Here is a 13,533-nt window from a genome sequence, read left to right as displayed (position 1 = left end):
AACAAAGACCCAAAGAGGAGTAAATATAATGAGCAATTATTTTAGTATGGAAGCCTTTGATTATGATGACATTCAACTTGTTCCCAATAAAGGGATCATCAAAAGCCGCCGTGAAGCAGATACAAGTGTTCGCTTTGGAAACCGAACATTTAAGATTCCTGTTGTTCCCGCTAACATGGAAAGCGTGATTGACGACAAATTGGCCGTTTGGCTTGCCGAGAATGGTTATTACTATATCATGCATCGTTTCCAACCCGAAAAGAGAATTGATTTTATTAAAATGATGCATGAAAAAGGTCTATTTGCTTCTATTTCTGTAGGAATTAAAGACAGTGAATACAATTTCATTGACCAATTGGTTGCAGAAGACGTTAAGCCAGAATACATCACAATTGATGTTGCGCACGGTCACTCCGTTTACGTTATTAAAATGATTCATTATATTAAAGAAAAATTGCCAGATGCTTTTTTAACCGTTGGCAACGTTGCTACACCAGAAGCTGTTCGTGAATTGGAAAATGAAGGTGCAGATGCTACTAAAGTCGGCGTCGGTCCTGGTCGAGCATGTATTACGAAGTTAAAAACTGGTTTTGGCACGGTGGTGGCTGGCAACTGGCTGCCTTAAGAATGTGCTCCAAAGTTGCCAGCAAACCTTTGATTGCTGATGGTGGTATTCGGCACAACGGCGATATTGCCAAATCTATTCGCTTCGGCGCAACAATGGTAATGATCGGTTCAATGCTTGCTGGTCACAAGGAATCTCCAGGTAATGTTATTAAAATCGACGGCAAGACTTACAAGCAATATTGGGGTTCTGCTTCTGAAGTGCAAAAAGGCGCTTACCGCAATGTTGAAGGCAAGCAAATGTTGGTACCATACCGTGGATCAATCAAGGATACGCTTGATGAAATGAAACAGGACCTGCAGTCTTCTATTTCTTATGCCGGCGGTCGTGATTTGAATGCGATTAAGTTGGTCGATTACGTTATCGTAAAGAATACTATTATGGATGGCGATAAGTAGCAAAATACTAATTATGTTAAAATTTTATTTCATCTTAGTTATTTTCTAGTTAAAAACTCGCATTAAGGATAGTATCTCTAGGGATTTTTCGCTAAAATTAGAATGGACTTAGTGTTGTTGGGTAGTCAGCACTAAGTCTTTTTTTCAAAAAATTACTATTAACCTTTAGCTATTTTATGTTATACTATGAGAGTTGAGACGCGCCCTTAGCGCAACTGGATAGAGTGTCTGACTACGAATCAGAAGGTTGAAGGTTCAAATCCTTCAGGGCGCATGTTTGCGGGAAATGGCTCAGTTTGGTAGAGCACCTGGTTTGGGACCAGGGGGTCGCAGGTTCGAATCCTGTTTTCCCGATAATTTTTAAGCAAGTACAAAAAGTACTTGCTTTTTTTATAATCTGTATTTAGAATATAGAATAAATTAAAAAGCTATGAGAAAGACGAGTAAATTTGTCATGCCTAACAGTGAACTAGCGACAGTGTGAAGCTAGTGCCCTCTGACTTATTGAAAAACACTTTTGAGCATGCTCGCTGAAATAAAATATTAGAGTAAGTTGAGACGTTTCCGGTACGTTACCTCGCCGGTAGAATATGCTAGTATTCTATAGAGTCGGTCTATTTATTAGGCAATTTGGGTGGTACCGCGGAAAAAGCCTTTCGTCCCTTGCAACTGGGGAGCGAAGGGCTTTTTCTTTACTCTCAAATCTTTTATTTGAAGGAGAAACACTATGACTTTGATTTTACCTAAGGACTATCGCCCTACTTTAACTATTCGTGATACTGAAGCTGCAATTGTTTTTATCAGAGAAACTTTTCAAGATGAACTTGCTTCAATTATGGGTTTGCAAAGAATGTCAGCTCCAATGTTCGTCGAAAAAGCCAGTGGTTTAAACGACAACCTTAACGGTGTTGAACGCCCAGTTGCTTTTGACATGAAGGCAATGCCAGACAATACAATCGAAGTGGTCCATTCATTAGCGAAGTGGAAACGACTCGCACTTAAGAAGTACGGCTTTGGTATGCACGAAGGGCTCTATACCAACATGAACGCCATTCGCCGCGATGAGGACCTGGACAATTTCCACTCAATCTATGTTGATCAATGGGATTGGGAAAAAGTAATCGCTAAAGAGGAGAGAAATACCGACACTTTGGAAGTTACGGTAATGAAGATTTTTAAAGCAATTAAGGCAACCGAAAAATTGGTAGCAGCCCGCTTTCCTGGCTCTACTTACCGTTTGGCCGATCACGTATCATTTATTACCACTCAAGAGCTTGAAGACCGTTGGCCTGAACTCACTCCTGAAGAACGAGAGAACAAAATTGCCAAAGAAGAAAAGGCCGTCTTTATTATGAAAATCGGTGATAAATTGAAGCGCAGCGGCAAGCCTCACGATGGTCGTGCTCCCGATTATGATGACTGGCAATTAAACGGCGATCTGGTCTTCTGGTATGATCCACTTAAACAAAAGATCGAACTTTCATCAATGGGAATTCGCGTTAGTGAAGAAAGTTTGCGCGAACAATTAAAGAAGGCTCATTGTGAAGACAGAGCCAAGCTACCATTCCACCAAATGCTGCTCAAAGGCGAATTGCCTTACACTATTGGCGGCGGAATCGGTCAGTCACGTCTTTGCATGATGCTTTTAGCCAAAGCGCATATTGGTGAAGTACAAGCCTCTATTTGGCCTAAAGAAATGGTTGAAAAATGTACCGCTGATCACATTGCATTATTGTAATCAACTTCTAAAACACAAAAAAGGATTCAGATACTTTCTGAATCCTTTTTTCTTCAAATGAATAATTAATTCTTACGTTCTAAGCGTGAAATCCATGACATAAGCAAAGGCAAAATAATGAAACCAAAGATCATCATTGCAATTGCATACCAGTTAATGCCGACAAACTGACCTTGCGTATTGATGATTACGAATTGAGTCTTCCAATCATATTCAATCAATAAGAAGACAACCAAAGCGATTGATAAAACCGGCATTACAATATCAGTCAATACATTCTTATCAGCATCCAAAATGTTTTCTTTATCAATGCCCTTGCCACGATAAAAGCGAATTACAGCTAATGGAACGACGATAAAGCCTAAGAAGCGAACCATCGCACTCAAAGTAATCAAATTAACCATGTTGTATTGGAATGCCATTGGAATCAAGATTGCCAAGACAACGGAAATAAAGAAAGTTCTAATTGGGAAATTGTTCTTGGTTCTCTTAGTAAGAGCCTTTGACATCTGATTTTCACGAGCCATTGCTTCCAAAATTCTTGGGGCATTGAAACTAGATCCTACGTTAATTCCGAACATGGAAACAAGTGCACCAACCAAGATGACGTCACGCAAAATTTCATTCTTAAAAATTGCGGCGACGGCAACTACTTGTTTAGTTGTCATTAAAGCCTTCGGATCAAGCACCATTGCAACGGCAACTACACCAATATATACCAAAGCGATGACTAAAATTGCTAATGGAATAGCACGAGGCAAATTCTTTTCTGGGTCTTTCATATCTTCTGAACCAGAAGCAACTGATTCAAAACCAGTAAAGGCATAAAAGGCTGAAACAATCGCCATTACAAAACTGGTGGTGGTTAAAGTAGGAACAATTTTTTGACCATTTTGAGTAATTTGATCAACTTCATTCAAATGACTTGAAGCACCAGTTGAAATCAGCAATACAACCCCAGCAACGATAATTAAAATCAAGGCTGCCAGCTTACCGATCGTGGCCAAATTCATGACCCACTTAACTACTCTTTGACCAAATAAATTAATAATTGTGATCAAAGCCATCAAGACAATGAAGCCAATCGTAACCGTGCCAAAATCTTCTGAGTTGCCACCAAAAATTGAAATCGTGGAACGAACAACCCCAACAGCCATAACGCCCCAAGCTACACTAGCTGAGAAGTAGCGCAATACTCCCATATAAAAACCGATTTTATCGCCAAAGGCTGCTTTTGAATACGCATAAGCCGCACCAGATTTGGTTACATACTTAGCAGCGGCGGCGAAAGTAACAGCTAAAATTGCGGCAAAAATCGCTGCAATAAAGTAAGCAATTAAAGCTTTAGAACCAGCCTGTTGAACAACACTACCAGGAGTTAGGAAGATTCCTGATCCAATAATCGCATTAATGGCCAAAAAGACGATTGACCAAAAACCTAATTTATCGCTTTCTCTATTATTCATTTAAGTTTTCTCCCTTATTTTGCATTATCAATAACCCATCTGAACAAGTTATTCATAAATGAAACTTTAGTGTTCCGGTGCAGCATTTCCGGATGCCATTGAACGCCAATTACAGTTCCAGCCTTGTTTTCAATTCCTTCCGGAACTCCATCGGGAGCAGTAGCTGATTCAATTAAGTCAGGAGCCACTTCTTTAATAATTTGATGGTGGAAAGAATTAACTTGGAACTCTGTTTTGCCTAAAATCTCAGCAAGCTTGCTGCCTTGTATCACTTTCATCCCATGTGTTGGCAAGGATGGCGTATGACCCTGCATGTGTTTCAAAGTCTTTTGCTTACGGTAAGAAAGATCTTGATATAAGCTTCCGCCATGGGCAACATTGATAATTTGCGCACCACGACAGATTCCCAAAACTGGTATACCTTTTTCTTCGGCAAATTTTAAGAGCAAACGATCAAAATGATCACGAGCTGGCCAAGTTGCACCAATCTTTTGCTCAGGTTCTTCACCATAACTATGAGGATCAACATCGTGTCCGCCTGATAAAATCAGTCCTTGGACATGTTCAAGTTGACTTTTGATCACTTCATCATTTTCAGTAAATGGAATAATGAAAGGAACTCCTCCGTTTTGAACAACGGAATCAACATAATCTTCATTCACATAGCTGCGGTGATAACCTGGAAAAATGCCGCCGTTATCAATAATTACTGAACCTGAAATTCCAATAATTGGCTTTGTCATAATTTATCTCTCCCTTACTTTTAATACGTGAACTTATTATACAAAAGTAAGTAAAGTCTGTACAATACAATGACTCATTGCTTGTAGATAAGTTTTAGTTATCAAAAAAGTGACTATTAAAATAGTCACTTTCACTTATTGTTTATCTTTGCGATGCTTTAATAAATAGGCAATGGTAGCTACGATTAAAACAAGAGCCCCAACAGAAACCGAAATTCGCGTTTCTGGATTAATAAACATAAAAATCACAATTAAGGTTAACATGAATAAGGCAAAATAGTTGGAGTATGGATAAAGCGGCAACTTAAACGGATGTTTTTCCATTAAATGAGGATTCTTTTTTCTAAAACGAAGCTCGGCTAATAAGATGACGAACCATGCGACCATCCCTGGCAAAACTGAAGAACTATACACAATGACAAAGATATTTGCCAAAGACTTATTAAAGAACTGAATGAAGACATTGATCATAAAACCAATGAAAATTCCGCCAGTAATTCCGATAATCGCATGACTTGGAACAATTCTCTTTGAAACGTAACCAAAAGTCTTGGGTGCTTCATCCTCATGAGCCAGTTTATACAGCATCCGGCTGGAAGAATAAATTCCCGAATTTGCTCCTGATAATGCGGCCGTCAAAACAACAAAGTTAATCACTGAGGCCGCTGCCGTAATACCGACTTTAGCGAAAGTATTAACAAAAGGTGAGCCAATGCTACCTAATTTATTCCAAGGATAAATCGTGACAATGACAAAAATCGCGCCGACGTAGAAAATTAATATTCGCCATAGAACTGATCTAACGCTTTTTACAATCACTTCTTGCGGGTGAGCAACTTCTCCGGCAGAAATACCAATTAATTCAATTCCTTCATATGAACCAACGATAATCGCCATCGAGAACAAAAAGCCTTTAAAGCCGCCGGTGAAGAAACCGCCATGTGCCCATAAATTAGAAAAGCCAATCTGCTGACCATGATTGCCGAAACCAAATAAAATGACGCAGAAGCCCAAAATGATCATTAAAATAATCGTGACTACTTTGATCATGGCAAGCCAAAATTCCAATGTGGCATAAGCTCTAGCACTAGCCAAATTCGCCGCCAATAAAAAAATAATAATCACTATGCCGGCGATCCAATCTTCACTGCTAGGCCACCAGTAGTGAAGATACTCTGTTGTCGCTACGACTTCTGAGATACCAACAACGATATATTGAAAGACATTCGCCCATTCAGCCAAATAACCCGCGATTGGATGAACATGCACAGTAGCATAATCAGCAAAAGATCCTGTTCCGGGATCAATGTAGAGCATTTCGCCCAATGCCCGCATAACAATATATAAAATAAGGCCAACAAACATATAGGCGAGCAAAACAGATGGTCCAGTCCACTTAATTGTTGAGGCAGACCCCATAAACAGACCAACCCCGATCGCACCACCAAGCGAGATCATTTCCATCTGTCCTGCTGTCATTGATCTTTTTAATTTTGGAGCTTTTTTGCGTTCTTGCATCTTCAACTTCCCTTCCTATCGCGCAAGCAAATTACTGGCTATCCCTTTTTCTCTCCATTTTGCAATTTGGAATGTTTCAAGCCAAAAGTAAAGTATATTACTAATCCTACAACAATCCAAAGGGATACCATAATTTTTGTTTCTTTAGGAAGCATAATAATAAAGTAAACGCTAAGCAAACCCGCTAATATTGGTAAACATGGGTAAAGCGGCATCTTAAAGCCATGATTAGGGATATCCTTGCGGTGGCGCAGAGGAATAACCCCAAATGAAATTAAGGCAAATGCTAACAAAGTTCCCGCATTAATCAACGATGCCAACTGCATCAATGGAATCAGGCCGGCAAAAATTGCGGCTACAATTGTTGAAACGATAACCGCATGATCTGGGATCATCTTTTTAGCATCAACCTGACCCATTGTTTTAGGTAAAAGACCGTCTCTTCCCAAAGCGTAAAGCAGACGCGATCCACCTAAAAGCATTGTAATCATCGCCGTAAAAATTCCGATCAAAGCTCCTAAAGTTATCAGTTTGTTCCAACTGTTTAACCCAACAAGCTTCAAAGCATATGCGGCAGGATCATCAACATTTAATAATTTATAGTTGACCATCCCAGTTAAAACTAAAGAAAAGCTGACGTATAAAACTACGGCTACCAGTACCGTTCCCAAAATTCCTTTAACTACGTTTTTGCCTGGATTAACAGTCTCGGCGGAGTTAGAGGCCAAGGCATCAAAGCCGATGAAGGCAAAAAAGACAGTAGCGGTAGCAGTGGAAATACCACCAAAGCCAGCTGGCGCGGTATGGAATTCTTTTGGATAGAAAGGTACGTAGTTTTCAGTTTTGATATAAACCAATCCCACCACAACGAAGATAATAATAATGGCAACCTTGAGGATTACCATGATATCTTCAACTCGTTTAGACAAATTAGAACCTTGATAAAGAATAAAGGCAACAATTAAAACGATCAAAACAGCGGACAGATTAACAATTCCACCCTCCATCGGTCCTGCTTGCAATGCCTTAGGCAGATGAAGTCCGATTGCTTCAAGAATATTATCGTTAAAGTAGGACGCAAAACCGGTTGCCTCTGCGGAAACCGCTAAGAAATATTCCAGTAAAAGTGCCCATCCAAGCACCCAACCAACTACTTCACCATAGATAACTGAACCAAACGAATATGCAGAACCAGCGACAGGCATTGCCGAAGAAAATTCAGCGTAAGCCATACCAACAATGCCGGAAACAATGGCTGCTAATAGGAATGCCACCGCAACTGCAGGCCCAGCATGCAAGGCTGCTTCATGTCCTGGAAGAATAAAAATTCCCGTTCCAATAACAGCACCGATCCCTAATGCAACTAAATCTTTGGCATGCAGACTGCGAACTAACCGAGAATCTGCCTGCAGGCAATTCGCGACTGGCACCTTTTTAAAAATATTTCTCATATGTCTCACCCTCTTAATGTTTAGGCTATTATACATGAAATGAGAAAAGATTTCATAATATTTTAAGAGAAAAGGTTAATAAAAAAGAGCATCTTGCTCGATGCTCTTTAATCTTTAATAGACTTGAATCTTATTAAGTGGCCAGTAGCGCAGCTTTACAACGCCGATAATATTCTTTTTGGCAATCGTTCCGATGTAGCGGCTGTCCTTTGAAACGCTACGGTGATCTCCCATAACGAAGTAGGTTCCTTTAGGAACGCGGTTGGTCTTCTGCATTTCCTTCAGTTGTGCACTTGTATAGTATTTCTTATAATTTGCCGTTTTTGCTAGCGAGGAAATAGTGAAATTCTGCGTTTGCGAATATTTTGTTCCTGTGAAGCCATCTTCATTGTCAGTCAATTTAAATCCTTTGGTCAACCAAGGCTGACTGATCTTTTTGCCATTGATATAAATCTGATTGTTCTTGCTGACAATCTTATCGCCCGGCATCCCAATTACACGCTTGATGTATTCAGCTCCTGGCTCATCCGGTGCATTAACAATCACCACATCGCCACGCTCAATCTTGGCGTGACGAACAGCGATTACACGCTCACCATTTTCAAAATTAGGCTGCATTGAAATACCTGAAACCGTATCATTGCTGAGCACAAATGTGAACAAAGCATAATAAATGCCCATTGCAATTAAAAATATAACGGCGATTTGCAAAAAGTCTTTTAATCCAAACTTATTGTTATCTTTTTCTGCCATGATAACTAAATTTCCTTTTCTAAAATCGTGTACGTTAACATTATACACTTTGAGCAAAAAAAGAAGCACCCTTTCGGATGCTTCTTAATAAAAGATATATTTTAAGCTTATTTAATTAACAACTTAGTCTTCTTTTGACTTAGTTTCACCATCTTTTTCTGCTTTTGGCTTGCTTAAGTCCAGAATGGACTTGCCATTCATGTACAAGTGCTTGTCGTCAGCAGTGAATTCAACCTTCTTTGTGTCAGGGTGGCTCATAACAAGCTTAGCAATTGGAGTTTCAAGGTTTTGTTCAACAACTCTTCTAAGTGGACGTGCACCGAAGTCTTTGTCGTATCCTTTTTCTGCCAAAACCTTCTTAGCTTCGTCAGATACAGTTACTTCAATATTTCTCTTCTTAAGAACGTGTGACATCCTCTTAAGGTAAATGTCGATAATCTTGCTCATGTCGTCTTGAGTTAATGAGTTGAATGGAACAATTGCGTCCAAACGGTTAAGGAATTCAGGTCTGAAGTAGTTTTCAAGAGCGTGGATTAACTTGTCTTGATCTACTTTGCCATCCTTAAGCAAGTTGTCTGAGTAGCCTGCGTTTGAAGTCATAATCAAGATTGTGTCCTTGAATGAAACAGTTCTGCCTTGAGAGTCAGTCAAACGACCATCATCCATGATTTGAAGCAAAGCGTTGAATATTTGTGGGTTAGCCTTTTCGATTTCGTCGAACAAAATCAAGCAGTAAGGTTGGTGACGAACTTTTTCAGTTAATTGACCACCTTCACCGTAGCCTACATAGCCTGGTGCTGAACCGATCAACTTGTTAACTGCCATTTCGTCTTGGTATTCAGACATGTCCAAACGAATGAAGTGATCCTTGCTGCCGAAGAGGTTAATAGCTAATTGCTTAGCAAGTTCCGTCTTACCAACACCAGTTGGTCCAGTAAGAAGGAATGAACCTGTTGGACGGTCGCTGTCTTTGAAGACTTGCTTACGAGCAATAGCGTCAGTAATAACATCAATTGCCTTGTCTTGGTCGATAACGACTGCCTTTAATTTCTTAGCTAAATCAAGGTTCTTCTTAGCTTCATCAGCGTGAAGTTCGCTCATTGGAATATTAGTCTTTTCTTCAATCAGCTTGTAGATGTCTTTTTCGCTAACTACTGGAGTTTTAGCCTTGTCAGCAGTCTTCAATTCTTCTTGAAGCTTTTCGATTTCAGTCTTTAATTCTCCAGCTTTCTTGTAGTCTTCAGCCTTAGCAGCTTCGTCTTTCTTAGCTTCTAAAGCGTGAATTCTATTCTTCAAGCTTTCTTCATCATGTGAGTCAACTGTCAAAGCCTTCTTGGCACCAGCTTCGTCCATCAAGTCAATGGCTTTGTCTGGTAAGTAGCGTCCTTGAATGTATCTTTCTGATAATTCAACAGCTAACTTAAGAGCATCGTCATTGTATTTTACGTGGTGGAAGCTTTCGTATCTCTTCTTTAAACCTTCCAAGATCTTAATTGCAACATCAGTTGTTGGTTCTGGAACTTGAACAGGTTGGAATCTACGTGCTAAAGCTGAGTCCTTTTCAATTCTTTGGTATTCACTAGTAGTAGTGGCACCGATTAACTTCAAGTCACCGCTTGCAAGAGCTGGCTTCAAAATGTTAGCAGCGTCGCCGTTGTTAGTTTCTGAGTCAGTTGAACCTGCACCAACAATGTTGTGTAATTCGTCGATGAAAAGAACGATATCAGGGTTCTTCTTAGCTTGGTCGATAACTTCCTTTAATTTTTCTTCGAAGCTGCCACGTAAGCTTGAACCAGCAACCATATCATTAATGTTAATAGAAATGATGTGCATGTCCTTCATCTTAGATGGAACATTGCCTTCTGCGATTCTTTCAGCCAAGCCTTCAACAATTGCAGTCTTACCTACACCAGCAGGTCCAATCAATACAGGATTGTTCTTCTTGCGTCTTGATAAAATTTCAATTACTTCATTAATTTGCTCGTCGCGACCAATCACTGGGTCGTACTTGTTGTTCTTAGCTTGTTCAACTAAGTCGATCCCAATTGATTTTTCCTTCTTTTGTTGTGGGCTTTGAACCATTGCTTGTTGACTTGGGTTAGCATTTGAGCTCATGTTGCTGTAGTAAGCACTTAAGCCATTCGGTGTTCTGTTAAAGTCATCATTAAAGAATGAGCGGTTTAATTCGTTAAATAAGTTGTCAAAATCATTGTTAAAGTATGCCATTGCAAACACCCCCTTATATTTATGTCTTTTTATGAAATTAGCGCTTTCGCTTTTTAATTGCTAACTGGTTACACTTATAAGTATATCAGGTTATCCACAGATTACAAGTAATTTTCAAAAGTTTTTCACAATTACGCTAATTTTATGCTTTTTTGCAAAAAATATGCTCACAAATGCCGGTATATGGCCATTCTTTGGCCACATGAAATGTTAAAGAAATTCTTAAGATCTAAGATTTTTTGCTTGGTTTTTTCGAAAAAGCAATAAAAGTTTTCCACAAAAAATAAAAAGAGAGCCTGAAATTTTATTCAGATTCTCAATCTTTATTTATTGTCTTTTTCTTTGTTTTCTTTCGTCCTGCGGCTAGTGTTCTTGGAATTGGTCTTACCCAATGGACTATTATTTTTCTTCTTATCTAACAAGTATTGTTTAATCGCTGCTACCACCTCTTTATTCTGTGGCAAATCGGAGTGCGTAGCGTCACTGCCAGTAATAGTTATCTCCGTAAATTGCTTTACTTGATTTTGAAAAATATATTTACCCGCGTGGACACTGTTCTCAGGAACGATTCCGTCTGAGTCGTAATTTTCACCACCGAGTAAAGAATAAACGATTAGATTCTTCGGCAAATTCTTGCGGTATTTGATGAGATCCGACAACATCTGCGTTTTGTCACTGAAATTGCTTTCACTGAAGATAAATGGTGAGGCCAAGGTCATTAATTTTTTGATCTTAATATTAGACTTGTAGTAAGAATAGTAATGCTCCAGCCAATACGTCCAGATCAGGCCGCCATTGGAGTGACCGAAGGCCTTAAAATTATTGAAATTGTAGGTTTGTGAGACTTGATAAAAGGCTTCATCCAGCCAGGAAGCCTGTTTTTTGATATTGCTGTAGCCATCATGGTTGTTTTGAAAACCAACTACAATAATGGGCTCATTGTCACCGTGATCAATCGAACCAGAAAAATCAAGGCTGCCATTAGTACCAACTTTAATCTTCAATACGCTGTGAGGATGGGGATTGTTTTTGTTCAAAATCGCTATTAAAGAGTCAAAGCGGTTAATGCTGGCACTTGACCCCGGAATCATAATAAGTGGCGATACAAGCGATTTTCTTCTTTGAGCCCGGTCACGGTTAGTAGTCTTCATCCATGAAAAAGCTGGAATTGATAAGGCAAGTATTATCAGAAAAAGGATAACCAACCATTTAACATTTTTTCGATTAAATTTGAGCTTGGTCATATGCCCTCAACTCCTCACTAATTCTACGACCGATAATAACAAACGGAAGCAGCAATAAAATATCCAGAATAAACAGCAAAATAGTAAAGATAAAGGTAGCCCAGTTGCCGTTAGAGCCAAAGAACGAGATTAAAATTCCCGGTGTTCCCTCAAGAACTGGATAAACTGGTGGCATAATTAAATGAAGCGAGATTGCGCCAGCAGCAATTAATTCATTAATCGCTGGAATTAAAATTACTGGTAAAAGATAGAGTGGATTAAGAATAAGCGGAATTCCGATTGCTAATCCATTTTTTGCACCAAATGCGACCGGCAGGAGGTTGAGCTTGGCGATATCTTCAATTTCCTTATTATGGGTGTACAGCAGCAAGATAACCGTCAGAGCCAGTGCAATTGAAGCATCCCCCATCAGACCATAGCTTTGAACCATTGAACTGCCCAAGAATTTATAGGGCACATTAGCAGCACTGCCATGACGCAAAGCATAGTTCAAGTTAACCAGAGCGGCACCCGAATTATTGTCGTGGGCAAGGGATTGAACGGGATAACCGATTCCGCACCACCACAATAGCATTGACAGCATCGTTAGCAAGATGACTACTGTAAGATTGTTAGAGCTGCGCAGGTTGGTAACAATGCTTTTTACAGAGTAGGAATCAAGCAGTCGAATTTTGAAAAAGTACAGAATAAGGCCAAGAACAAGGCCAAACAAGATAGTGACTATTGCCGGTTTAAGCGATTGGTGCGCCCGCTTTTGAATTTCTTCAACATGCTCGACTTTGATATGCACATAATCTTGCCCAAGCCAGTGAAAAATCTGGCCTACAAAATAACCGATCAGCATAGCAATAAGCAAGCCATTAATACTCAGAATTCTTGAATAGAAAGTTACTTGGCTATTGGCGGTTTGAGCATTGCCTGTCAAATAAGCACACAGCATAATTACCAGAATTGAGGTAATCCCTGCCATTGTCGCATCTTTGTGATAAAGCCGTGCGGTATAAACCGCTGAAAAGTAGGCCACATAGATGCCAAAAATACCGAAAGTAACGCGAATCATCCCTGAGGACAAAGAATTGCCCAGATTCCAAATTTGATCAGACATTGAATAATCAAAGTTAAACAAGTTATAGATCAAACTATCAGGTGAGAAAATGCAGTCACGAATTATTTTAAAATAAGCGCCGATTGTCGCTACTGGCATCAGCATAACGAAAGTTCTTTGAACAACTCTAAAAAAAGACCGCCTTCTAAGCCAAAACAGTCCCTGGGTAATATTATTGATCATTCTTGCTCGCTCCTAATTTTTATTATAGACATTATACCTAATTATTCTTGATAAAAAAGTGTCATGTTATAATTTAGGAAAGA

9 protein-coding genes, 2 tRNA genes, 1 pseudogene and 1 other annotated feature are annotated in these 13,533 nt (G+C 39.5%); of the genes and pseudogenes, 4 read left to right on the top strand and 8 right to left on the bottom strand.

Translation table 11 applies throughout. The annotated features are described in order from the left end of the window. Positions 1–28 precede the first annotated feature (28 nt). From HMPREF0493_RS04950 to asnA, 4 genes and pseudogenes are all read left to right on the top strand, one after another. Positions 29–1,023, top strand: a pseudogene (locus tag HMPREF0493_RS04950) (GMP reductase). A 200-nt stretch (positions 1,024–1,223) separates the two neighbouring features. Next, positions 1,224–1,297: transfer RNA gene (locus HMPREF0493_RS04945), tRNA-Arg, on the top strand. 6 nt (positions 1,298–1,303) lie between these two features. Then, a tRNA-Pro gene (locus HMPREF0493_RS04940) sits at positions 1,304–1,377 on the top strand. Between the two features lie 67 nt (positions 1,378–1,444). Then, positions 1,445–1,690, top strand: a binding site (T-box leader). Between the two features lie 60 nt (positions 1,691–1,750). Beyond that, a complete protein-coding gene (gene asnA, locus HMPREF0493_RS04935) occupies positions 1,751–2,761 on the top strand; it encodes an aspartate--ammonia ligase (protein WP_006352203.1) in 1,011 nt (336 codons plus the stop codon). 65 nt (positions 2,762–2,826) lie between these two features. Here the strand turns inward: asnA and HMPREF0493_RS04930 are convergent, their stop codons facing one another. From HMPREF0493_RS04930 to HMPREF0493_RS04895, 8 genes are all read right to left on the bottom strand, one after another. Further along, positions 2,827–4,227, bottom strand: coding sequence for an APC family permease (locus tag HMPREF0493_RS04930; protein WP_006352202.1), 1,401 nt, complete (start codon positions 4,225–4,227; stop codon positions 2,827–2,829). 14 nt (positions 4,228–4,241) lie between these two features. Further along, positions 4,242–4,970: a gamma-glutamyl-gamma-aminobutyrate hydrolase family protein gene (locus HMPREF0493_RS04925; protein WP_006352201.1), complete on the bottom strand. Its 729-nt coding sequence runs from the start codon at positions 4,968–4,970 to the stop codon at positions 4,242–4,244. A 135-nt stretch (positions 4,971–5,105) separates the two neighbouring features. Next, complete coding sequence (locus HMPREF0493_RS04920) at positions 5,106–6,488, bottom strand: amino acid permease (protein WP_006352200.1); 1,383 nt, start codon at positions 6,486–6,488, stop codon at positions 5,106–5,108. 38 nt (positions 6,489–6,526) lie between these two features. Next, complete coding sequence (locus HMPREF0493_RS04915; RefSeq protein ID WP_040457252.1) at positions 6,527–7,939, bottom strand: APC family permease; 1,413 nt, start codon at positions 7,937–7,939, stop codon at positions 6,527–6,529. Between the two features lie 114 nt (positions 7,940–8,053). Then, positions 8,054–8,692: a signal peptidase I gene (gene lepB, locus HMPREF0493_RS04910; RefSeq protein ID WP_040457251.1), complete on the bottom strand. Its 639-nt coding sequence runs from the start codon at positions 8,690–8,692 to the stop codon at positions 8,054–8,056. Positions 8,693–8,815: 123 nt separating this feature from the next. Continuing rightward, positions 8,816–10,918, bottom strand: a complete 2,103-nt coding sequence (locus tag HMPREF0493_RS04905; protein ID WP_006352197.1) for an ATP-dependent Clp protease ATP-binding subunit — start codon at positions 10,916–10,918, stop codon at positions 8,816–8,818. Between the two features lie 323 nt (positions 10,919–11,241). Further along, positions 11,242–12,162: an alpha/beta hydrolase gene (locus HMPREF0493_RS04900; RefSeq protein ID WP_006352196.1), complete on the bottom strand. Its 921-nt coding sequence runs from the start codon at positions 12,160–12,162 to the stop codon at positions 11,242–11,244. Then, positions 12,143–13,450, bottom strand: coding sequence for a PTS transporter subunit EIIC (locus HMPREF0493_RS04895; protein ID WP_006352195.1), 1,308 nt, complete (start codon positions 13,448–13,450; stop codon positions 12,143–12,145). Before HMPREF0493_RS04895 ends, HMPREF0493_RS04900 begins: the two co-directional genes overlap by 20 nt. Between the last annotated feature and the right edge of the window lie 83 nt (positions 13,451–13,533).

Source organism: Lactobacillus amylolyticus DSM 11664, assembly GCF_000178475.1.
Lineage (GTDB): Bacteria > Bacillota > Bacilli > Lactobacillales > Lactobacillaceae > Lactobacillus > Lactobacillus amylolyticus.
The sequence above is the reverse complement of the archived record's forward strand: the minus strand, read 5'-3'. Positions and strand labels throughout refer to the sequence as shown.

Bases quoted from the DNA above. Each gene is read 5' to 3' on its own strand.
- HMPREF0493_RS04930 (WP_006352202.1), bottom strand. From the start codon at position 4,227: ATGAATAATAGAGAAAGCGATAAATTAGGTTTTTGGTCAATCGTCTTT.
- HMPREF0493_RS04925 (WP_006352201.1), bottom strand. From the start codon at position 4,970: ATGACAAAGCCAATTATTGGAATTTCAGGTTCAGTAATTATTGATAAC.
- HMPREF0493_RS04915 (WP_040457252.1), bottom strand. From the start codon at position 7,939: ATGAGAAATATTTTTAAAAAGGTGCCAGTCGCGAATTGCCTGCAGGCA.
- asnA (WP_006352203.1), top strand. From the start codon at position 1,751: ATGACTTTGATTTTACCTAAGGACTATCGCCCTACTTTAACTATTCGT.
- HMPREF0493_RS04900 (WP_006352196.1), bottom strand. From the start codon at position 12,162: ATGACCAAGCTCAAATTTAATCGAAAAAATGTTAAATGGTTGGTTATC.
- HMPREF0493_RS04895 (WP_006352195.1), bottom strand. From the start codon at position 13,450: ATGATCAATAATATTACCCAGGGACTGTTTTGGCTTAGAAGGCGGTCT.
- HMPREF0493_RS04905 (WP_006352197.1), bottom strand. From the start codon at position 10,918: ATGGCATACTTTAACAATGATTTTGACAACTTATTTAACGAATTAAAC.
- lepB (WP_040457251.1), bottom strand. From the start codon at position 8,692: ATGGCAGAAAAAGATAACAATAAGTTTGGATTAAAAGACTTTTTGCAA.
- HMPREF0493_RS04920 (WP_006352200.1), bottom strand. From the start codon at position 6,488: ATGCAAGAACGCAAAAAAGCTCCAAAATTAAAAAGATCAATGACAGCA.